Below are 20,492 nucleotides of genomic sequence, written 5' to 3' on the forward strand. Positions count from 1 at the left end.
TTACAATTTAAAATATTCGATATAATTATCTAAATCTTTATCACCACGGCCTGAAAGACTGATCACTACAACATCTGTTGGTTTGAATTTTTTCTGATCCAGAACCGCAAAGGCGTGTGCACTTTCAATCGCCGGAATAATTCCTTCTAATTTTGTTAATTGTAAACCTGCATTCATAGCATCATCATCTGTAACAGAGAAAAATTCTCCTCGTCCGGTTTGTGCCAAATGAGCATGCAAAGGCCCAACTCCAGGATAATCAAGTCCCGCAGAAATTGAATAGGGTTCAGTAATTTGTCCGTCTGGAGTCTGCATTAAAAGAGTTTTACAACCGTGAATAACGCCCACTTTACCTAATTTACTGGTTGCAGCACTATGACCGCTGTCAACACCTTTTCCAGCCGCTTCAACAGCTATAATTCCAACTTCTGGTTCGTGCAGAAAATGATAATACGTTCCTGCAGCGTTACTTCCTCCGCCGATGCAAGCTACAACATAATCCGGATTTTCACGTCCTTCTTTTTCTTTTAACTGCCATTTAATTTCTTCTGAAATTATGCTTTGAAAACGCGTTACCATATCCGGATAAGGATGCGGTCCAATCGCAGATCCAATTATATAATGTGTGTCAACCGGATTGTTGATCCAATCACGAATGGCTTCGTTTGTTGCATCTTTTAATGTTCTTGATCCTGAAAGTGCCGGACGAACTTCTGCGCCTAACATTTTCATACGTGCTACATTAGGCGCCTGACGTGCAATGTCAATTTCTCCCATATAAACAATACAGTCAATTCCCATTAAAGCACAAACAGTTGCTGTTGCTACACCATGCTGTCCAGCTCCGGTTTCGGCAATAATTCTTTTTTTACCAAGGCGTTTCGCCAGTAAAATTTGTCCGATTGTGTTGTTTACTTTATGTGCTCCGGTATGATTTAAATCTTCTCTTTTTAGATATATTTTGGTATTGTATTTTTCAGATAAACGATTTGCAAAATATAGCGGACTTGGGCGTCCAACATAATCTTTTAGTAATTGATTGAATTCTGCTTTAAAATCCGGTTCATCCATAATACTTAAGTATTTCTGGCGTAATTCTTCTACATTTGGATATAACATTTCGGGAATATAAGCTCCTCCAAATTCTCCGTAATATCCTTTTTCGTTGACATTATAATTCATTGTGTAGTTGTTTAGGGTTTAAAGTTGCAGGTTTTAGATTTTTCTGAAACTTTCTTAATAAGCTTTTATTTTTTAATCCCGGTTCTGTTTCAAATTTACTGTTTACATCAATCGCGTAAATCGGAATTTTAAGGTTTTTTATTGCGGGTATTTCTTCAATTCCAATGCCACCACTTAAAAACAGTGGTTTCTCAGATTTGTAATTTTCCAGTATTTTCCAGTCAAAAGTGGTTCCGTTTCCACCAGGTAATTTCCCTTTTGTATCAAATAAGAAATAATCACATACGTTTTCAAAAGGTTTTAAAACTTCAAAATCAAAACTTTCATCGACAGAGAAGACTTTGATGATTTCGATTGTAGCACCAATTTTGGCGTCAATCTTAGATTTTAATTGCTGACAAAATTCAACAGATTCTTTTCCGTGTAACTGAACTGCCTGTAAATGATATTTTTCAGCTGTTGACATAATGTTATCAACAGTTTCATCTACAAAAACACCTGTTTTTTTAATGGTGTGAATCAGTTCCGGAATCGTTCCGTCAAAATAGCGAGCGGATTTTTCCCAGAAAATAAATCCCATATAATCGGGTAGGAGCGATCCTACATCGAGTATATTATCGAGATATTTCATGCCGCAGATTTTAAGTTTCATTTTTTTTAATGCTTTAAGCTTTAAGCAATAAGCTTTAGGCTTTTTTGCTTTGTGCTGATTTTTTTTATTTAACTTCTTGCTAAAGGCATATAGCCTATAGCTTACTGCCTACAGCTGACTAATAAAGTCAATAGCTGCTTGACCGGCGTTATCGGTTTTCATGAAGTTTTCTCCAATTAAAAAACCACTGTAACCATAAGGTCTTAGTTCTGAAATGGCTTCGATGGATGAGATTCCGCTTTCAGAAACTTTTACAAAATCATTTGGGATTTGAGAAGCTAATTGCTTGCTGAAATCCAGACTTACTTCAAAAGTTTTTAGGTTTCGATTATTTACACCAATCATGTCTAAACTGGGCATAATCGATTTTTCTAATTCTTCCTGATTGTGAACTTCCAATAGAACTTCTAAACCTAGTTTTTTTGCAAATTCTGATAATGATTTTATTTCTTCGCGGGTTAAAACGGCTGCGATCAACAGAATCAAATCGGCTCCAAAAGCTTTTGCTTCCAGAATTTGATATTCATCGACAATAAATTCTTTTCGCAATAGGGGAATATTTACACTCGCTCTTGCTAAAAGTAAATCGTCGAGAGAACCTCCAAAATATTTTCCATCTGTTAAAACTGAGATTCCGCAAGCGCCAGCATTTTCATAGCCTTTTACCACTTCTTCAACTGTAAAACTTTGATTAATTACTGATTTTGAAGGAGAACGACGTTTATGTTCTGCAATAATTCCAGTTGAACTTGTTTTTAGTTTTTGACTTAAAGAAATCGTTTCTCTTCCAAAAAATACTGAACTTTCCAATTGTGAAACCGGAATGATTGATTTTTTTAGAACGACTTCTCGTTTTTTATCAACTATTATTTTATCTAAGATATTCATGTTTTGTTTGTTTCAGGTTTCAGGTTTCAGGTTTCACGTTCCAACAACTTGAAACTTGAAACAAAATAAACCTGAAACTAAATTTTACTTACTTAATTCCTGTAATGTTTGTAGTGCTTTTAATCCTTTTCCAGAAAACAAACTTTCTTTCGCTTGTTTAAAGCCTTCTTGTGGAGAGCATTTTGTTACTGTTGCAATCGCCATTGCTGCATTTGCACAAACAACATTATTTTGTGCCTCACTTCCTTTTCCGGAAATGATATTGACAAACATATCTGCCGATTCTTCGATTGTTCTTCCTCCTTCAATTTCTCTTTGCGCTAAAAGGCGAACACCAAAATCTTGCGGATTCAACATACCTTCCATATCGCTTGTAATGATTTTTGTTGGACCAGTTAAAGAAATTTCATCATAACCGTCAAGTGAATGCAGGATTGTGAAATTTACCTCGGTATTTTGATATAGATAGGCGTACATTCTTGCCAATTCTAAATTGAAAACACCAACCAATTGATTTTGCGGAAAAGACGGATTAACCATAGGACCTAACATATTGAAGAACGTTTTTACGGCCAGTTCTTTTCTTATTGGCCCAACATGTTTCATCGCTGGGTGAAATAATGGAGCGTGCAAAACACAAATCCCGGCTTTATCAATACATTTTTCTAAGAAAGAAGCTTCATTACTGAATTTAATTCCCATTTTTTCCATTACGTTGCTCGATCCTGAAATTGAGGAAACTCCATAATTTCCATGTTTGGCTACTTTTATTCCAGCTCCGGCTGCGATGAAAGAAGCCAAAGTCGAAATATTGAACGTATCTTTTCCGTCACCGCCTGTTCCGCACAAATCGATAGTATTATAAGCAGATAGATCAACACGGATGCATAGTTCTAATAAGGCCTCGCGAAAACCCGAAAGTTCATCAATCGTAATACTTCGCATCATAAATACAGTCAAAAATGCCGAAATCTGGCTCGGATTATATTGACCACTTGAGATATTAATCAATACGTTTTTGGCTTCTTCTTTAGAAAGCACTTCGTGGTTGATTAATTTATTTAATATTGTTTTCATTCTTTTAAGTCTTAAAGTCGAAAGTCAAAAGTCTTAAAGTCTTTTGTTTCTATTACTTATTTTAGTGTTGTGTTATTTATATTTTTTTAGTTCGTATTTGACTTTATGACTTTCGACATTAGACTTTACGACTACATTTTCAATGTTCATTTCCTTGATAAATCCACATAGGTTCTGTTTTTCCTGCTCTTTCAAAGCCGTTCTTTTTATAAAAATCGACTGATTTTCCGTCTGCGGTTAACATTTGCATGTGAAAGTGTTTGTATTTCTCCTGCATTTTATTCAAAATCAATTTTCCAATTCCTTTTCCTTGATATTCAGGAAGTACCAATAAATGTGGATAATAAACAGTCAGAAATCCATCAGAAATAGCATTACCAAGTCCGATAAGCTTTTTGCCTTCCCAAGCCGTTATTAAAGTTTCCGAATTTAAAAGACCATTATATAGTTCGTTAGGTTTGCTTGCCGAACTCCATTCATTTGCTTTATATAGAACTAAAATGTCTTCAATATTGATTTCTCTGGTTTCTGAAAGTTTTATTTCCATTGATTTTGTTTTTTTGTTTCAGGTTTCAAGTTTCACGTTCCAACAACTTGAAACCTGAAACTTGAACCAAAAATTTAACTAGCTTTTAATCCAATTCTCTAAAATCCTTTTCCCGTTTGGAGTCAGAACACTTTCCGGATGAAACTGCACGCCTCTTACATCAAATGTTTTATGTCGTAAAGACATAATTTGACCGTTTTCGTCTACAGAAGTTGCTTCTAATACTTCCGGTAAATTGGCATCTACAACCCAAGAATGATATCTTCCTACTTCAAATTCGTTTCCTAAGCCTTCAAAAAGAATTTCATCTGAAACCACTGTTTTTACGTTTGTGGCAACGCCATGATATACTTTATCAAGATTTGAAAGTGTTCCTCCAAATACTTCTCCAATTGCCTGTTGACCTAAGCAAACTCCCAAAATACTTTTTGTTGGGCTGTATTTTTCTATTACCGCTTTCAATAAACCTGCTTCGTCTGGAACGCCTGGTCCCGGAGAAAGTAGTATTTTTTCGAAAGAAGCGATTTCGTCGATATCAAATTCGTCGTTTCTGTAAACCGTAACTTCGCAATTTAAATCTTCTAGATAGTGTACTAGGTTGTAAGTAAAACTATCGTAATTGTCTATAACTAATATCTTTTTCATTTTTTTAAGGTTCTAAGTTGCTAAGGTTCTGAGGTTCTAAGTTTCCTAACTTGAAACTTGAAACAAAGAAAACTTGAAACTAAATTTTGTTTATTTTTCTCGAACGTATTTTTCTATAATAACACGATCTACTCCTAATTTTTCTACTTTTTCTACTCCTTTTTGAATTAAAGTGTCGTTTTGAACTTTCACCACAAATTCAAATTTGTTGTCTTCCCAATCGCGGTTGTTGAAAAACTCTAAATGCTCGGTATAAATACTGTCTTTTAAAGTATATTTTCCGCCTCCGCCAAAGAACAATGCTGCTGTTGTGTCTTTTCCGTGTTTTAAATCGTGGTTAAAAAAGGCAAAATGTGTATCGTTAATAATCTTAATCATTTTTGTTTTAGAATTGAAAGTCGAGAACGTTGAATCTTTTTCTGTCGTTTCTGCTGATATAAGACGCCAGGTTCCTTCAATCGGGTTTTGTTTTTTTTCTGAATTACAAGATGTCATAGTAATGATTAAAACTAAAATTGATACTGCTTTTTTCATGGTTTTTAATTGTTTATAGTTTATGGTTTTGTCAATCTTTGTCTCCAGCGGTTGAAACCGCTGGCTATATTTACTTAGCATTTTTTTACGATCGTTTTTCAAATATAGCCCGAGGTTTCAACCTCGGGAAACGTATTATGAATTATATTTGTTCCGCCATTTCAAGAGCTGTATTCAATGCTCTTAATTTGTTATATACTTCCTGCATTTCGCTTTCTTCATCAGAACTTGCGACGATTCCGGCACCGGCCTGACAATGCAACTGATGATTCTTAGAAAGGAAAGTTCGAATCATAATCGCATGATTAAAGTTTCCGTCAAAATCCATTACACCAATTGCCCCACCATAGAAATTACGATTTGTTTTTTCGTAATCTTCAATTAATTGCATCGCTCTGTGTTTTGGTGCACCACTTAAAGTTCCTGCCGGGAAAGTATCTGCAACTACCTGCATGGTTGTTGCTTTATCATGTAATTGTCCGGTAACTTTTGAAACTAAGTGAATTACGTGAGAGAAAAACTGGACTTCTCTGTATTTTTCTACATTTACATCATGACCATTTCTGCTTAAATCATTTCTGGCTAAATCAACTAACATTACGTGCTCGCTGTTTTCTTTTTTATCTTCAGAAAGTTCTTTAGCTAAAAGTGCATCGCGTTCGTCATTTCCAGTTCTCTTGAAAGTTCCGGCAATGGGATGAATTTCGGCTTTTCTGTTTTTTACAATAATTTGTGCTTCTGGTGAAGAACCAAATATTTTGAAATCTCCATAATCAAAAAAGAATAGGTAAGGAGATGGGTTGATACTTCGTAAAGCACGATAAACGTTGAATTCATCACCTTTGAAACCTTGTGTGAAACGACGTGAAAGTACCAGTTGAAAAACATCGCCTCTAAAACAATGTTTCTTTGCCAAAGCTACATTGTGTTTAAATTCTTCATCGGTTAAATTTGAATAACCTTCGCCTTCTTTCGTAAATTTATATAAAGCAATATTTCTTGACTGCAATAATTGCTCGATTTCAGAAATATTGTTTCTGTCATCCACACTATGGCAAAAAATGTAAGCTTCATTTTTAAAGTGATTAATCGCAATAATGTTTTGATAAACGGCGTAAAACAAATCAGGAATTGAAGTTGCGGTATCTTTTTTTGAGATTGAAATTTTTTCAAAATAACGAACAGCATCATAAGAGATGTATCCAAATAATCCGTTATTGATGAATTTAAAATCATTTTTCTCTGATTTAAACTGATTTGAAAATTCCTGTATTACTTCGGGAATATTTGTCGAAGCATCTATAGAAATTGTTTCGGTTGTTCCGTCAGGAAATGATTTTGAGATTATCTCATTTTCAATTTTAATTGTTGCAATCGGATTACAGCAAACGTATGAGAAGCTATTGTCATTTCCATGATAATCACTACTTTCCAATAATAAGCTATTCGGGAACTTATCTCTTATTTTGAAATAGATACTTACCGGCGTAATAGTGTCAGCCAGAATTTGTTTGTAATGTGTGTTGAGTATAAAAGGTTTCAAAGTATGTTGTTTTTAGGTTTTAATATTTTTCGTTTAAGTTTTGACCAAAAAAAAAAGGCTTGTCGTGATGACAAGCCTTTTATATTTATAGTTTTTACAATACCATAGGAAGCTTAGTTCACGACGTTTGACGTAAATTCTTCCACCACCAAGTATTGTTCATTATTGTTCTCATATCTTATTTTGTTATGACAAAGATATAAATGTAATTTGAATTAGGAGACATAAAATTTCAAAAAAAACTTTTTAATTTTTTAAAATTTGTTAAATTTTGAGATCTAATACAAATACAAAGGCTTAGTTTCCAATAGCAAGCGTGTTGTTTATATTTATTCTGAAATCTGGATTTCCTTTGATATTTGGGGATGTAAAGAGCTCTGTATTTTTATTTTTGGTATATTCAATCCCGGTACTTACATTGTTGTAGTAACTTTGGATTGCGGTATTACTAGCCGATGATTCACTTGTGATTCCGCCATTACAATTGTTCACGATTACATTTTTAAAAGTAAGTTTGGCAAGATTAGCGTCTCCGTTTCCAATATTTCCTTCCAGTAATACAAATGGTGTAAAACCAGAGACAATACTGTTTGATAAATTAAAGAGTGTATTTTCTCTGACATATACAGATTCACGAACCAATCCCTGATTGTTTTCTTCAAGATTGATTAAAGTAATATTGCTGGCGTTTATTTTGGTTAATTTTTTGGTCATATCAGTATTACTGATTTTATCATATGAATCAACTTCAAAGCATCTTGAACCTGAAACATCTGATGAAAAAGGATGACGTATTGCAATGCTATTATTAATGTTGATTTGTGCGCCTTGTGTAAAATCAAAATCATCATCTGTGGTTCTGTACGATACTAAGTTGGTCATATTTAAATCACCACCATAACATTCGAATGAATCATCATTTGAATAACTAATTTGAATATTATTTAGAACGGTTTTGCGGCCAACTCCGGCCAAAGAAAGTCCGTTAAGTTCTTTAAGAGCACTTAATTTTCTGCCTGAATATTCTATTCGCACATATTTTAAAACTCCCGAATTATCGTCCGAATCTGCACCACCATAGTGATTTAACATTGGTTCAAGATCAAAGGGTAAAATATGTATGCCGCCAAGCGTATTTATTGGAGCTTTTCCGAGAATGATAATACCTCCCCAATCTCCCGGTTTTCTTTGAGAGACTTCTTTGTTTGAAGTAAAAATAATAGGATCCGTTTCTAAACCTTCGGCCATAATTTTCGCACCATTTGTAATTACAAGTGTTCCGCAGCTTTTATCGTCGCCTCGTATTACGGTTCCGGGTTCAATTGTTAAAGTGGCATTATTTGTTACATAGACAACACCAACTAATTGGTAGGTATTACGTTTTAATAATTTTGTGTCTTTGTCAATAGTTCCTGCGATTATATTAGTAGCTTCATTATATTCTGTATTTGCAGGTTTAAAGTTGGTCCAGTTAGTCATCCAGTTATTTGTACCAATAATTCCTTTTTGCTGAGCATTAAGAGAAAAACTGCTTAGGAGGGTAAAAACTGCAATAAGTATTTTTGTTTTCATAACTATAATTTTAATTTCTAGTTTTTGATTTTTAAGTTCCTCAAAATTAGAGGCCCAATGTTAATCAATACAGCTATAGTTATTATGAAAGCGTTATTTTAGTATTAAGAACGTTATGTTTTTGAAAAGAAAGTAAAATAAAAAATCCCAATAGATGATTCTATTGGGATTTTTCTTATATATCAATTAGTAAGCCTGAAATTAGAATTTTAAAGCTACTGTTAATTCGAAATCATCATTGATAGTTTTGTCTCCTAAGTTTTCGAAGAAGTTACCAGAGTTGTATTTGATATCGTATTTAGTTCTGTCAACTTTAAATGCTGTTGTAGCAGTGTTTCCAGCTACAGTAATATCAAAAGTTACTGGTTTAGTGATTCCTTTGATAGTTAAATCAGCAGTTACTGTGTAAACGTCAGTAGATTTAGCTCCGATAGTTTTGAAAACTAATTTTGCAGTTGGGAATTTGTCAGTTCCAAAGAAATCGTCAGCTTTTAAGTGACCATTTAATTTCCCTTGGTACTCTCCAGTTAAATCAGTTGCAGTTAATGAAGTCATATCAACAGTGAAAGAACCACCAGTTAATTTTTTTCCTTTGAAAACTACAGCACCTTCTTTGAAGTTTACAGTTCCAGAGTGTTCTCCAGTTACTTTTTTACCTACCCATTTGATAGTTGATGCTTTTACGTCGATTTTTTTAGTTTGAGCGTTTACTGATAATCCAGCTGCTACTACGAATAATGCTATTGCAATTGTTTTTAAATTTTTCATGTTGTTAAAATTGAAATTTGATTAATAAATAATTATAGAGTGATAAATAATTCTTCTTGTGATTTTCTAACTTTTTTGTAATGCTGAGTATCGTCCTCATCATGTCTGTAACCTACAGTTGCAATAACTGAAGCGCTTAAACCTAATTTATCGAAACCTAATATCTCGTTAAATTGAGCGGCATTGAAGCCCTCCATTGGTGTAGCGTCGATTTTTAATTCAGCAGCAGCGCCTAATAAATTTCCTAATGCAATATAAGTTTGTTTAGCAGTCCAGGTGTTTTTCGCATCGATTGATAAGTTCTCAACTACATTTTTCATCATGCCGCTAAAACCTTCCAAAGCATCAACAGGAACTCCTCTTGTCTCACTAATATTGGAAATATATTTGTCTACAGAAGCTCCATCAAGAGTAACATCGCTTGCAAAAATAAATAGGTGAGAAGCATCTGTAATTTGAGTTTGTCCCCAGGCTGCAGCTTTTAATTGTTCTCTTAATTCTGGATTTTCAACAAGTATTACTTTGTATGGTTGTAATCCGTATGAAGAAGCGCTTAGTCTAACTGCTTCTTTTAAAGTGTTTAAATCGGCACTAGAGATTTTTTTTGCTGCATCAAATTTTTTTGTTGCATATCTCCAATTTTGACTTTCTAAAAATGTGCTCATAATATTAATTTTGTTTAGTTCGGTACTTTTCTAATAACTGATTTAATAATTCTAATTCTTCCGGGCTTATATTCTCGGCAAATACGCGCTCGTGCTCATCTACCTTCGGATCTAATTCTTTTAATACGTCTAATCCTTTTTGTGTAATTAAAACTTCGATTTTACGTCGATTATTCGGACAGACATTTCTTGTTACGAATTCTTTCAATAATAATTTATCAACTAATCGGGTTGTGTTACTCGTTTTAGCTAACATACGCTCTTGTATCACACACATATTAGCAGGATTTCCTTTTTGTCCTCTTAATATACGTAGTACATTATATTGTTCTCCAGATAAATCATACGGTTTAATCAACTCGTTGAAATGATCCTGAATCACATTTTGTGTGTACATGATATTCAGAATAACTTTTTTCGCATTATCCATCTTAACTGTACTCTTAATAACCTCTTCAATTGTCATAGTTGTAAGTGTATAATTTGTATGTACAAATGTATAACTTTTAATAGTTGTATATACAAGTGTCGTGTTAATTTTTTGTTAATTGAATTAAAACGAAATAGTAAGTACATAAACCCGATGTAATTAGTATAAAAATAGAATAAAATTTTAATTTAAAATATTGCCTTTTTGATATTTAACGATTGTTTAAAATTAAAGGTGCGAGTAAGATTATTTTTTTTTTAAGTTTTTATGTTGTGACGCAAAATAAACCGACAGGTTTTTAAAACCTGTCAGGTTTGAATATCAAAGCAAACTAAAAAGAATAATTAATTAAGTGCCAGATATAAAGCAGCTGCTAAGCCAGAGCCGATTATTGGTCCTATAATTGGAATCCATGCATATCCCCAATTACTGCTTCCTTTTATAGGTAAAATAGCATGCATAATTCTAGGGCCTAAATCTCTCGCCGGATTTATGGCATAACCCGTAGTTCCTCCAAGAGCTAAACCAATTACCCAAACTAATATTGCTACCGGAAGTGCTCCAATGGTTCCTAAACCAATTGCAGCATTAGAATCGGCTGTGATTTTTAAACTTGGTCCGGCAATATAAAAGATGGTAAAAATTAAGACGAAAGTGGCAATTATCTCACTGATTAAGTTTGATACATTATTTTTGATTGCTGGTGACGTAGAAAAACAAGCCAGTTTTGTTCCTTCGTCTTCTGTTATTGCAAAATGATCTTTATGAGATAGCCAGACTAAAAAAGCACCTGACATTGCGCCAATCATTTGAGCCAGAACATAAGCAGGAACTAAATTCCATGCAAATTTGCCAATAAGTGCCAAACCAAGCGTAACAATAGGATTTAAATGTGCACCACTAATTGGTCCGGCAATAGTTACGCCCACAAAAACAGCAAATGCCCAGGCAGTTGTGATAACAATCCAACCCGAATTATTTCCTTTGGTGTCTTTAAGTACGACGTTTGCAACAACACCGTTTCCTAATAAAATCATGAACATTGTGCCTAAAATTTCTGCTATAAAAGGAGTCATATTTTTGTTTTTTAGTTTTATTCTTCAATCCAGTTTGATGCGCGGCCAACAGCTTTGTCCCAATTTTTTACAAGCATGTTTACTTCTGCTTTGTCCATTTTTGGAGAAAACACTTTATCTATAGACCACTGTTCTTGTAAATCATCTAAGCTTGACCAGTAACCTACGGCAAGCCCTGCGAGGTAAGCGGCACCTAATGCTGTTGTTTCCAATATTTTTGGTCTGGTAACTGTAGATCCAAATATATCGGACTGAAATTGCATTAATAAATTATTAGCTGCAGCTCCTCCGTCAACTCTTAATTCTATTCCTTTATATCCAAAATCAGCCTCCATAGCTTTAAGTAAGTCATTTACCTGATAAGCGATTCCTTCCAGGGTAGCTCTGGCAATATGCGCATTTGTTGTGCCTCGGGTTATTCCTACTATTGCGCCTCTTGCGTATTGATCCCAATAAGGAGCTCCTAATCCGGTTAAGGCAGGAACAAAATAAACACCTCCATTATCTGGTACACTGCTGGCTAAACTTTCGATTTCGTCTGATCTGCGAATCATTTTTGCTCCGTCTCGCAGCCATTGTACGGCAGCACCTCCCACAAAAACGCTGCCTTCTAAAGCATAAGTAGTTTTGCCGTTAATTCTCCAGGCAATCGTAGTCAGTAAGTTATTAGTTGAAAAAATAGGCTTTTCACCCGTATTCATTAACATAAAACAACCCGTTCCATAGGTGTTTTTTATCATTCCTGAATTGGTACATAACTGACCAAAAAGTGCCGCCTGCTGATCGCCGGCAACTCCGCTAATAGGAATTTTTGTTGAAAATAGAGTAGTGCTGGTTTCACCATAAATTTCACTGCTCTGTTTTACTTCAGGCAGCATCGCTCTCGGAATATCGAGTAATGCTAATAATTCGTCGTCCCAATCTAAGGTGTTGATATTGAATAATAAAGTTCTGCTGGCATTAGAAACGTCCGTCATAAATAATTTACTTCGGGTTAATTTCCATATTAGCCAGGTATCTACTGTTCCAAAACAAAGTTTCCCTTGTTCTGCTTTTTCCCTTGCTCCGGCAACATTATCTAAAATCCATTTTACTTTTGTTCCGGAAAAATAAGCATCCAGAATAAGTCCGGTTTTTTTCTGAATCATTTCGGTATGTCCTTGCGCTTTCAGTTCGTCACAATATTTTGCTGTCCTGCGATCTTGCCAAACAATGGCGTTGTAAACAGGTTCACTTGTTTCGCGATCCCAAACAATTGTAGTTTCTCGCTGATTAGTGATACCAATTGCGGCTATTTCTCTACCCGAAATCCCCACTTTTGCAATTACCTCCGCAGCTACACTAACTTGCGAAGACCAGATTTCATTTGGATCATGTTCTACCCATCCTGGTTTTGGAAAAATTTGTTCGAAAGGCTTTTGAGAAATACTAACGGTTTCTCCTTTATGATTGAAAACAATGGCTCTGGAAGAAGTCGTTCCCTGATCCAGTGCTAAAATTAATTTATCCTGCATGGTTTATATATTCTTAAGTTAGTTAAAGTCTATTGAAATTCTTTTAAAAGAAAGCCTTTCGAAATTCCTTTAAAATTTGCAATTTCTCTGTGTACCCAGGCTTCATCATGTCCGAGTTCTTTTGCCAGTAATCGTGCTGTTTTTTCTGAGGACTCAATTGCAGCTCTGGCATCTAAGAACAATAAACGTACACGTCTTGCCAAAATATCATCAACAGTTCTTGCCATTTCATATCGAATCGCCCAAACAACTTCGGCCATTGTAAATTCATGATCGGGATGAAGTTTCTCTTTTAATTCGGGTTCATTTTTCTGTAATTCCAGTATTTCAGGAACATCTGAGCCATAGATATACAAATGATTCATTCTGTCTAAAGTGGTAGTAGGTTTATTTCCATGAATAGAAAGATGTTCCGTAGCACAAGACTTATTAGGTAATTTGCCTTTTTTGATTGCTTTATTTATAATGTCTTCAGCAATTTTTCGGTACGTTGTCCATTTGCCGCCTGTAATGGTGATTAAGCCGGTTTCAGAAACAATGATTTTATGACTTCGGGAAACTTCTTTGGTGCTTTTTCCTTCCTCTTCCGGAGCAGCTAAAGGTCTTAATCCTGCAAAAACAGATAAAACGTCGGCTCTTGTTGGTTTTTTAGCCAGAAAACGTTGAGCAGTTTCCAAAACAAATTCAATTTCGCTTTCAAGAGCAATAGGTTCAAGGCTGTGTTTTCTAATTAAAGTATCAGTAGTTCCTACTACAATTCTATTGTGCCAGGGCACTGCAAATAAAACTCGTCCGTCACTTGTTTTAGGAATCATCAAGGCTTGATCCCCTGGCAAAAATGATTTGTCAAATACAAGATGAATTCCCTGACTCGGAACAATATATTTTTTGTAAACGGTATCGTTCAGTTTCATAATGGCATTTGTAAAAACTCCGGTAGCATTGATAATTGCCGAACCTTTTATTTCATACTTATCGCCAGTTTCGTGATCTATGGTTTCGACACCGATAATTTGGTTTTTATCATCTTTTAATAAGTTTACCACTTTAGTATAATTTAAAAGACAAGCTCCTTTTTCTACTGCGGTTTGAGCAATATTTATAGCCAATCGAGAATCATCAAATTGCCCGTCTTGATAAATAACGCCATTTACCAAACCTTTTTCTTCTACGGTAGGAAGCATTTCAATTGTTTTTTTCTTCGAAATATATTTTGAACGTCCTAAGCTTAAACGTCCAGCCAGTAAATCATAAACCGTCAATCCGATCGTATAAAATAATCCGCCCCACCAATTGTAATTCGGGATTACAAAAGATTGATTTTTAACCAGGTGACCAGCATTTTTTGCCAGTAATCCTCTTTCTTTTAAGGCTTCTATAACCAGGTGTATATTTCCTTGTTCTAAATAGCGAACTCCGCCGTGAACTAATTTGGTACTTCTGCTTGAAGTTCCTTTTGCAAAGTCTACAGCTTCAAGTAAAATCGTTTTATATCCTCTGCTTGCAGCATCCAGAGCAGTTCCAAGACCGCTTGCTCCACCACCAATTATAATGACATCCCACGTTTCGGTATTTTTTAATTTCGATAATTGTTCTGAGCGTTTCATATAGGATCGATTTATTGGCGTTTTTTGTAAGAGAAAATCTTGAATAGTAAACTTAATAAAACTTAATGAAACTAAAATGAAGAAATACTATTAATAAGAAAATTTGTCTTTAATGGAGTTGTATGCTAAATTTTATCCAAAAAGAAACCCGACAGATTTTTAAAATCTGTCGGGTTTGATTCCTGATCCTGAGATTGTATTTTTTAAACTAGCTTTTTTTCGAAAGCTTTTCGAGCTGCTCCTCTAAAATATACTTCACCACAATAGGTATAGTTTAATTTGTCTAAAATTTTCAGCATCGGAACGTTGTCAAAATTAGTGTCTACTTTTATGCTATATATATGTTTTTCGAGACATAAATCTTCTATATTTTTAAAAAGTTTTGTTGCTATGCCTTTACCTTTAGCCAATTTTGATACGGCTACGCGGTGTACAACACCATAATCTCCGTTGGTTAGCCACTTACCTTCAATATTTTCGTAAGCTGGTTCTTTGTCAAAGATAATAGCTGAATAGGATAAAATAGTTTCGTTTTCTGTAAGGACGTATCCATAACCATTTTTTATATCGTTACTGATTGTAAGTTCATTAGGATAACCATCTTGCCACTGCGAACTTCCATCTTGACGTCTTTGTTCGATAGCATCTTGTATGATAGTCCAGATAACAGAAACTTCAGAAATATCAGCTTTTCTTAATACTAGTTGTTCTGTTGTGCTGCTCATTTTTTATATATTAAATCTTAATGAGGTAATTTATCTTTAATTAAACCGTAAAACCAAGTTCCTGCAATGGCGCTTAATAAAGTTACAACAATTACAGTTGCACCAGTACCAATTTGAGCGAAAAGCGGTCCTGGACAAGCTCCGGTAATTGCCCAGCCAAAACCAAACATTAATCCGCCATAGATTTGTCCTTTACTGAACGTTTTGGGTTGAATTTCGATTTTCTCACCCTGAAGGGTTTTGATATTGAATTTTTTAATCAGAAATACAGAGATTACACCAACTGCAACTGCACTTCCAATTACGCCGTACATAAAGAAAGATTCTAAGTTAAACATTTCCTGAATGCGGAACCAGCTGATGATTTCGGCTTTTACAAATACAATTCCGAAAAAGATACCGACTAGTAAATATTTAAGATTTCCTAAGGCAGTTTCTTTTTTCTTGCTTGCGTTGATTCCTTCGCTATCTGTAGTTTTATTTTCTAAAGTATTCATTTTTGAAATTTTAAAGTGAAAGAATATATGGTAAAATCAAAAGTGCCATTACAAAACCGCCAATCATAAAACAGATTGTGGCTACTAATGATGGCCATTGTAAGTTTGATAATCCCATAATGGCATGTCCGCTTGTACAACCGCCAGCGTAACGCGTCCCGAAACCTACTAAAAATCCGCCTACAACAATCATAATAAATCCGCGAAGCGTTAATAGACTTTCCCATGAAAATAATTGTGCAGGAACCAAGCCTGTATGATCTGTAATTCCGTAAGTGGCTAATTTCTCTGATAATTCAGGAGTAATTACAACTGCATTAGGATTAGATAAAAAGTAAGAAGCGATGAATCCGCCCAAAAATATTCCGAAAACGAAGAATAAATTCCAGCTTTCTTTTTTCCAGTCGTATTTAAAAAATGAAATATTTGCCGGAATACAAGCCGCACAAATATGACGCAACGAAGAACTAATCCCGAAAGATTTGTTTCCGATAATTAATAAAATTGGAACAGTTAATCCAATTAACGGACCTGCAATATACCAAGGCCATGGTTCTTTGATGATTTCTAGCATTTTTTTTAAGATTCAAAGGTTCAAAGGAGCAGAGGTTCAAAGGTTAAGATTCAAAGAAATAACTTTGTTGCTTTGAACCTTTGCCTCTCTGTACCTTAAATTATTTTAATACTTTACTCTGGCAAACAAAATCTGATTTTGGAACATTGGTTTTTGAGATTGCTCCAAAACCCCCTTCAACTTCAGAGAAGTTTCTAAAACCTCTCGCTTGCAAAATTGAAGCTGCAATCATACTGCGATAACCGCCGGCGCAATGCAAATAAAAATGCTCATTTGGGTTAATGTCTTTTACCCAGTCATTAATATAAGCCAAAGGTTTGCTGTAAGCGTCTTCGATATGTTCTGCTTCGTATTCTGTTTCTTTGCGAATATCGATAATTTTATCTTCTTTTATATTTACTTCGTTTGCAAATTGGTCGGCTGTAATTCGGTTTACAGAATCTGTTTCGAAACCTGCTTTTTGCCAGGCTTCAAATCCGCCTTCCAAATGTCCGATTATGGTATCAAAACCTACGCGGCTTAAACGTGTTACCGTTTCTTCTTCAAGACCATTTTCTGTAACTAATATAATAGGTTGTTTTACATCGGCAATTAAAGTTCCAACCCACGGAGCAAAATCTCCATTAATTCCTATATTGATAGATTGCGGAATAAATCCTTTGCTAAAACTGGCTGCACTTCTTGTATCCAGAATTAATGCTCCGGTTTCTTCAGCAATAGCCTCAAAATCTTCTGCTTTTATGGCTTTCATTCCGTTGTTTAAAACGGTTTCAAAGCTTTCATAACCTTGTTTGTTCATCGCAACGTTCATGCTGAAATAGGCTGGAGGAGGCAATAAACCATCGGTCACTTCTTTGATAAATTCAGTTTCGGTCATATTGGCGCGCAAAGCATAATTAGTCGCTTTTTGATTCCCGATAGTCGAAACCGTTTCTTTGCTCATGTTTTTCCCGCAGGCACTTCCGGCACCGTGAGCAGGATAAACAATAACGTCATCAGCCAGAGTCATGATTTTATCTCTTAAGGAATGGAATAAAATTCCGGCCAATTGATCCTGCGTCATTCCCGCCGCTTTTTGGGCTAAATCAGGTCGGCCTACATCGCCAATAAATAATGTATCTCCAGAGAAAATGGCGTGATCTTTTCCGTTTTCGTCAATCAATAAAAAAGTAGCACTTTCCATTGTATGTCCCGGAGTGTGCAAAACTTTTATAGTAACTTTTCCAACTTTAAATTCCTGTCCGTCTTTTGCAGAAATGCAGTCAAATTCGCAGGTTGCATTTGGTCCGTAAATAATTGGTGCTCCGGTTTCTTTGCTTAAATCTACGTGTCCTGAAACAAAATCGGCGTGAAAATGCGTTTCAAAAATGTATTTTAATTTTACCTGATCACGTTCTAAACGATCCAGATAAGGCTGAATTTCTCTAAGCGGATCTATAATGGCCGCTTCGCCATCTGAAGTAATATAATAAGCACCTTGTGCTAAACATCCGGTGTAAATTTGTTCTATTTTCATGATATGAAATCTAAAATATTTGGGATACAAATGTAACGCTGTTTTATGGTAAAATAGGTGACTAATGTTACAGAAAATTGCTTTTTGTGAAAAATTTAAAGAAAAAATAAGATTGGCTAAAATGATAAATCTCCAAAGGACAATTTGATTAAGCTTTTGGCATTTTGTAATTTTACATTTTCCTAAAATTAATATCATGAACACGCAAGATTTATTAGATCAAATTGCTTTTATTAAAGAAATTGATAAAGTAAAATACATTCAGCGCAAGACAAAATTATTCAACAGTGACCGATGCGAAAATGACGCAGAGCATAGCTGGCATCTGGCTTTGATGGCAATTGTTTTGGCAGAACATTCAAATGAACCCATTGATGTTTTAAAAGTGGTAAAAATGGTTTTGATTCATGATATTGTCGAAATCGATGCGGGAGATGTTTTTATTTACGATACGATAAAAAATCATTCGAATACAGATGCAGAAAGATTAGCAGCAAATAGAATTTTTGGTTTATTACCAAAAAAGCAGGCAGAAGAAATGATTGCCATTTGGGAAGAGTTTGAAGCCGGAGAAACTAATGAAGCTAAATTTGCAAAATCAATGGATCGTTTAGAACCCTTATTGCAAAATACGTCTAACAATGGCGGTACATGGAAAGAGTTTGATGTTCCTTATAATAAAGTTTACGAAAAGAAAAGTGTCATTAAAGAAGGTTCAAAATCGATATGGAATTATGCCGAAGGTTTAATTAATGAAAGCGTAGAAAAAGGAATTCTAAAAAAATAATCAGCCATAGCCCGCGGTTTCAACCGCGGGAACTCAATGCATAATCCCGATACGTTTCCCGCGGTTGAAACCGCGGGCTATATTTAAGCACGTAAATCTATACGCAATCTTGTCGTTCGCAAGAAGCTCGACAAAGATTGGAGATATTCGTTACGGAGTTACTTGCGAAGATTTCTCCTTCGTCGAAATGACAAACTGTAAGTAACTCAAAAAAAGACAAGTGTTATTTCTACCCTTTAAATTGTTGAAAAGTTTAGTAAATATTGGGATATAAACTTTTCTTAAAGGACCTGATTTCGGGTTTTAATGGGTAAATTTGTGGAACTTCATAAAACAAATACCACTTATGGAAGAAATGCTCTTTTATGACCGAATGCAATTCGCCTTCACCATTACTTTTCATTATCTTTTTCCACAACTTACAATGGGTCTTTCGCTCATCATTGTTTACTTCAAGTGGAAATACTTAAAAACAAATAACGAACAATACAATCACGCCACTCATTTCTGGATGAAAATCTTTGCCCTGAATTTTGCGATGGGCGTTGTAACCGGAATCCCAATGGAGTTTCAGTTTGGAACCAACTGGGCGAAGTTCTCCGAATTAACCGGAGGAATTATCGGTCAGACCTTGGCCATGGAAGGAATGTTTTCTTTCTTTCTCGAATCTTCATTTCTAGGATTATTTTTATTTGGAGAAAAACTTCTCGGCCACAAATGGCATTTTGTAACCGGATTATTAATCATGATTGGTTCCTGGGCCAGCGGGTTTTTAATTATCGCAACGCATTCGTGGATGCAAAATCCGGTAGGTTATGAAATTCTCGAAAACGGAAAATTTGTACTCAACAATTTTCAGGCATTGTTTTTAAATCCCTGGCTTTGGCCATCATATTTGCACAATCAGGCAGCTTCTTTGGTGACGAGTTCTTTTGTAGTTGCCGGAATTGGTGCTTTCTATATTTTAAGCAAAAAGAATGTTTCTTTCGGTAAATTGTTTCTGAAAACGGGGGTGATCTTCGGATTAATTTCGAGTATAATCGTTGCAATGCCAACAGGAGATTTACTGGCTAAAAATGTGGTGAAATACCAACCCGTAACTTTTGCCGGAATGGAAGGGATTTTTCATACTGAAAAGAAAGGTTCCGAAATTGTTTTAATCGGTCAGCCCGATGTAAAAGACAAAAAACTGGATAATAAAATAGCGGTTCCTAATATTCTGAGTTTCCTGACTTATGGAAACTGGGATCAGGAAATAAAAGGTTTAGACCAGTTTGAAGAAGATTTGCACCCAACTAATATTTCAGGGTTGTATTATGCTTATCATATTATGGTGGGACTCGGAACTGTTTTTATTGGTTTAATGCTAATCTCACTTTTTCAGTTAATAAGAGGAAAATTATTTGAAACCAAATGGATTTTGTGGTCATTAATGTTCATGATGCCATTTCCATACATTGCTAATACTACAGGCTGGTACACGGCAGAATTAGGAAGACAGCCCTGGCTGGTTTATAATTTATTGCGAACAGCATCCGGAGCCTCTCCAACGGTTTCATCCGGAAATACCTTGTTTACATTATTAGGTTTTATTGGTTTATACCTTTTACTTGGAATGTTGTTTTTGCTTTTGATTGGAAAAATTATCAATAAAGGCCCGCATCATGTGGAACTTTCAACAGAAAAAATATAA

At 35.0% G+C, this 20,492-nt stretch carries 21 protein-coding genes; 2 read left to right on the forward strand and 19 right to left on the reverse strand.

Annotation, left to right across the window (positions count from 1 at the left end; genetic code table 11):
- The 19 genes from trpB to OLM51_RS08545 form a co-directional block, all read right to left on the reverse strand.
- Positions 1–1,182, reverse strand: coding sequence for a tryptophan synthase subunit beta (trpB, locus tag OLM51_RS08455; protein WP_264553878.1), 1,182 nt, complete (start codon positions 1,180–1,182; stop codon positions 1–3).
- The gene (locus OLM51_RS08460; protein ID WP_264553879.1) at positions 1,172–1,834 is read right to left on the reverse strand and encodes a phosphoribosylanthranilate isomerase; all 663 of its coding nucleotides are present in this window, start codon (positions 1,832–1,834) and stop codon (positions 1,172–1,174) included. The genes trpB and OLM51_RS08460 overlap by 11 nt, the downstream gene beginning before the upstream one ends.
- Before the next feature lie 108 nt (positions 1,835–1,942).
- Entirely contained in the window at positions 1,943–2,722 is a 780-nt protein-coding gene (gene trpC / locus OLM51_RS08465; RefSeq protein WP_264553880.1) for an indole-3-glycerol phosphate synthase TrpC, read from the reverse strand.
- Between the two features lie 84 nt (positions 2,723–2,806).
- Positions 2,807–3,799, reverse strand: a complete 993-nt coding sequence (gene trpD / locus OLM51_RS08470) for an anthranilate phosphoribosyltransferase (protein ID WP_264553881.1) — start codon at positions 3,797–3,799, stop codon at positions 2,807–2,809.
- A gap of 139 nt (positions 3,800–3,938) precedes the next feature.
- Positions 3,939–4,346 (reverse strand): GNAT family N-acetyltransferase, encoded by a 408-nt coding sequence (locus tag OLM51_RS08475; RefSeq protein WP_264553882.1) that lies wholly within the window; start codon positions 4,344–4,346, stop codon positions 3,939–3,941.
- 78 nt (positions 4,347–4,424) lie between these two features.
- On the reverse strand, positions 4,425–4,991 hold the full coding sequence (locus OLM51_RS08480; protein WP_264553883.1) for an anthranilate synthase component II: 567 nt from the start codon (positions 4,989–4,991) through the stop codon (positions 4,425–4,427).
- A 90-nt stretch (positions 4,992–5,081) separates the two neighbouring features.
- Entirely contained in the window at positions 5,082–5,525 is a 444-nt protein-coding gene (locus tag OLM51_RS08485; protein ID WP_264553884.1) for a hypothetical protein, read from the reverse strand.
- Between the two features lie 142 nt (positions 5,526–5,667).
- The gene (locus OLM51_RS08490) at positions 5,668–7,068 is read right to left on the reverse strand and encodes an anthranilate synthase component I family protein (RefSeq protein WP_264553885.1); all 1,401 of its coding nucleotides are present in this window, start codon (positions 7,066–7,068) and stop codon (positions 5,668–5,670) included.
- Between the two features lie 297 nt (positions 7,069–7,365).
- A complete protein-coding gene (locus tag OLM51_RS08495) occupies positions 7,366–8,640 on the reverse strand; it encodes a hypothetical protein (protein ID WP_264553886.1) in 1,275 nt (424 codons plus the stop codon).
- Positions 8,641–8,841: 201 nt separating this feature from the next.
- The gene (locus OLM51_RS08500) at positions 8,842–9,408 is read right to left on the reverse strand and encodes a YceI family protein (protein WP_264553887.1); all 567 of its coding nucleotides are present in this window, start codon (positions 9,406–9,408) and stop codon (positions 8,842–8,844) included.
- Positions 9,409–9,440: 32 nt separating this feature from the next.
- On the reverse strand, positions 9,441–10,073 hold the full coding sequence (locus OLM51_RS08505; RefSeq protein WP_264553888.1) for an NAD(P)H-dependent oxidoreductase: 633 nt from the start codon (positions 10,071–10,073) through the stop codon (positions 9,441–9,443).
- Positions 10,074–10,077: 4 nt separating this feature from the next.
- Complete coding sequence (locus OLM51_RS08510; RefSeq protein ID WP_264553889.1) at positions 10,078–10,539, reverse strand: MarR family winged helix-turn-helix transcriptional regulator; 462 nt, start codon at positions 10,537–10,539, stop codon at positions 10,078–10,080.
- Between the two features lie 308 nt (positions 10,540–10,847).
- Positions 10,848–11,579: an MIP/aquaporin family protein gene (locus tag OLM51_RS08515; RefSeq protein WP_264553890.1), complete on the reverse strand. Its 732-nt coding sequence runs from the start codon at positions 11,577–11,579 to the stop codon at positions 10,848–10,850.
- A gap of 17 nt (positions 11,580–11,596) precedes the next feature.
- Positions 11,597–13,093: a glycerol kinase GlpK gene (glpK, locus tag OLM51_RS08520; protein ID WP_264553891.1), complete on the reverse strand. Its 1,497-nt coding sequence runs from the start codon at positions 13,091–13,093 to the stop codon at positions 11,597–11,599.
- Between the two features lie 29 nt (positions 13,094–13,122).
- Positions 13,123–14,700, reverse strand: coding sequence for a glycerol-3-phosphate dehydrogenase/oxidase (locus OLM51_RS08525; RefSeq protein ID WP_264553892.1), 1,578 nt, complete (start codon positions 14,698–14,700; stop codon positions 13,123–13,125).
- Between the two features lie 203 nt (positions 14,701–14,903).
- A complete protein-coding gene (locus tag OLM51_RS08530) occupies positions 14,904–15,425 on the reverse strand; it encodes a GNAT family N-acetyltransferase (RefSeq protein ID WP_264553893.1) in 522 nt (173 codons plus the stop codon).
- Between the two features lie 17 nt (positions 15,426–15,442).
- Entirely contained in the window at positions 15,443–15,922 is a 480-nt protein-coding gene (locus OLM51_RS08535) for a YeeE/YedE family protein (RefSeq protein ID WP_264553894.1), read from the reverse strand.
- 10 nt (positions 15,923–15,932) lie between these two features.
- Positions 15,933–16,496, reverse strand: coding sequence for a YeeE/YedE family protein (locus OLM51_RS08540; protein ID WP_264553895.1), 564 nt, complete (start codon positions 16,494–16,496; stop codon positions 15,933–15,935).
- A gap of 100 nt (positions 16,497–16,596) precedes the next feature.
- A complete protein-coding gene (locus OLM51_RS08545; RefSeq protein WP_264553896.1) occupies positions 16,597–18,012 on the reverse strand; it encodes an MBL fold metallo-hydrolase in 1,416 nt (471 codons plus the stop codon).
- Positions 18,013–18,208: 196 nt separating this feature from the next.
- On the opposite strand from OLM51_RS08545, the gene OLM51_RS08550 reads away from it, so the two are divergent.
- Together OLM51_RS08550 and OLM51_RS08555 are read left to right on the forward strand one after the other, a co-directional pair.
- On the forward strand, positions 18,209–18,799 hold the full coding sequence (locus OLM51_RS08550; protein WP_264553897.1) for an HD domain-containing protein: 591 nt from the start codon (positions 18,209–18,211) through the stop codon (positions 18,797–18,799).
- A 346-nt stretch (positions 18,800–19,145) separates the two neighbouring features.
- Complete coding sequence (locus OLM51_RS08555) at positions 19,146–20,492, forward strand: cytochrome ubiquinol oxidase subunit I (protein WP_264553898.1); 1,347 nt, start codon at positions 19,146–19,148, stop codon at positions 20,490–20,492.

Origin of the sequence: Flavobacterium sp. N2038 (assembly GCF_025947185.1) — a bacterium.
Lineage (GTDB): Bacteria > Bacteroidota > Bacteroidia > Flavobacteriales > Flavobacteriaceae > Flavobacterium.

Excerpts from the sequence above, each read along its gene's own strand:
- trpB (WP_264553878.1), bottom strand. The coding sequence starts at position 1,182 with ATGAATTATAATGTCAACGAAAAAGGATATTACGGAGAATTTGGAGGA.
- OLM51_RS08460 (WP_264553879.1), bottom strand. The coding sequence starts at position 1,834 with ATGAAACTTAAAATCTGCGGCATGAAATATCTCGATAATATACTCGAT.
- trpC (WP_264553880.1), bottom strand. The coding sequence starts at position 2,722 with ATGAATATCTTAGATAAAATAATAGTTGATAAAAAACGAGAAGTCGTT.
- trpD (WP_264553881.1), bottom strand. The coding sequence starts at position 3,799 with ATGAAAACAATATTAAATAAATTAATCAACCACGAAGTGCTTTCTAAA.
- OLM51_RS08475 (WP_264553882.1), bottom strand. The coding sequence starts at position 4,346 with ATGGAAATAAAACTTTCAGAAACCAGAGAAATCAATATTGAAGACATT.
- OLM51_RS08480 (WP_264553883.1), bottom strand. The coding sequence starts at position 4,991 with ATGAAAAAGATATTAGTTATAGACAATTACGATAGTTTTACTTACAAC.
- OLM51_RS08485 (WP_264553884.1), bottom strand. The coding sequence starts at position 5,525 with ATGAAAAAAGCAGTATCAATTTTAGTTTTAATCATTACTATGACATCT.
- OLM51_RS08495 (WP_264553886.1), bottom strand. The coding sequence starts at position 8,640 with ATGAAAACAAAAATACTTATTGCAGTTTTTACCCTCCTAAGCAGTTTT.
- OLM51_RS08500 (WP_264553887.1), bottom strand. The coding sequence starts at position 9,408 with ATGAAAAATTTAAAAACAATTGCAATAGCATTATTCGTAGTAGCAGCT.
- OLM51_RS08505 (WP_264553888.1), bottom strand. The coding sequence starts at position 10,073 with ATGAGCACATTTTTAGAAAGTCAAAATTGGAGATATGCAACAAAAAAA.
- OLM51_RS08510 (WP_264553889.1), bottom strand. The coding sequence starts at position 10,539 with ATGACAATTGAAGAGGTTATTAAGAGTACAGTTAAGATGGATAATGCG.
- OLM51_RS08515 (WP_264553890.1), bottom strand. The coding sequence starts at position 11,579 with ATGACTCCTTTTATAGCAGAAATTTTAGGCACAATGTTCATGATTTTA.
- glpK (WP_264553891.1), bottom strand. The coding sequence starts at position 13,093 with ATGCAGGATAAATTAATTTTAGCACTGGATCAGGGAACGACTTCTTCC.
- OLM51_RS08525 (WP_264553892.1), bottom strand. The coding sequence starts at position 14,700 with ATGAAACGCTCAGAACAATTATCGAAATTAAAAAATACCGAAACGTGG.
- OLM51_RS08530 (WP_264553893.1), bottom strand. The coding sequence starts at position 15,425 with ATGAGCAGCACAACAGAACAACTAGTATTAAGAAAAGCTGATATTTCT.
- OLM51_RS08535 (WP_264553894.1), bottom strand. The coding sequence starts at position 15,922 with ATGAATACTTTAGAAAATAAAACTACAGATAGCGAAGGAATCAACGCA.
- OLM51_RS08540 (WP_264553895.1), bottom strand. The coding sequence starts at position 16,496 with ATGCTAGAAATCATCAAAGAACCATGGCCTTGGTATATTGCAGGTCCG.
- OLM51_RS08545 (WP_264553896.1), bottom strand. The coding sequence starts at position 18,012 with ATGAAAATAGAACAAATTTACACCGGATGTTTAGCACAAGGTGCTTAT.
- OLM51_RS08550 (WP_264553897.1), top strand. The coding sequence starts at position 18,209 with ATGAACACGCAAGATTTATTAGATCAAATTGCTTTTATTAAAGAAATT.
- OLM51_RS08555 (WP_264553898.1), top strand. The coding sequence starts at position 19,146 with ATGGAAGAAATGCTCTTTTATGACCGAATGCAATTCGCCTTCACCATT.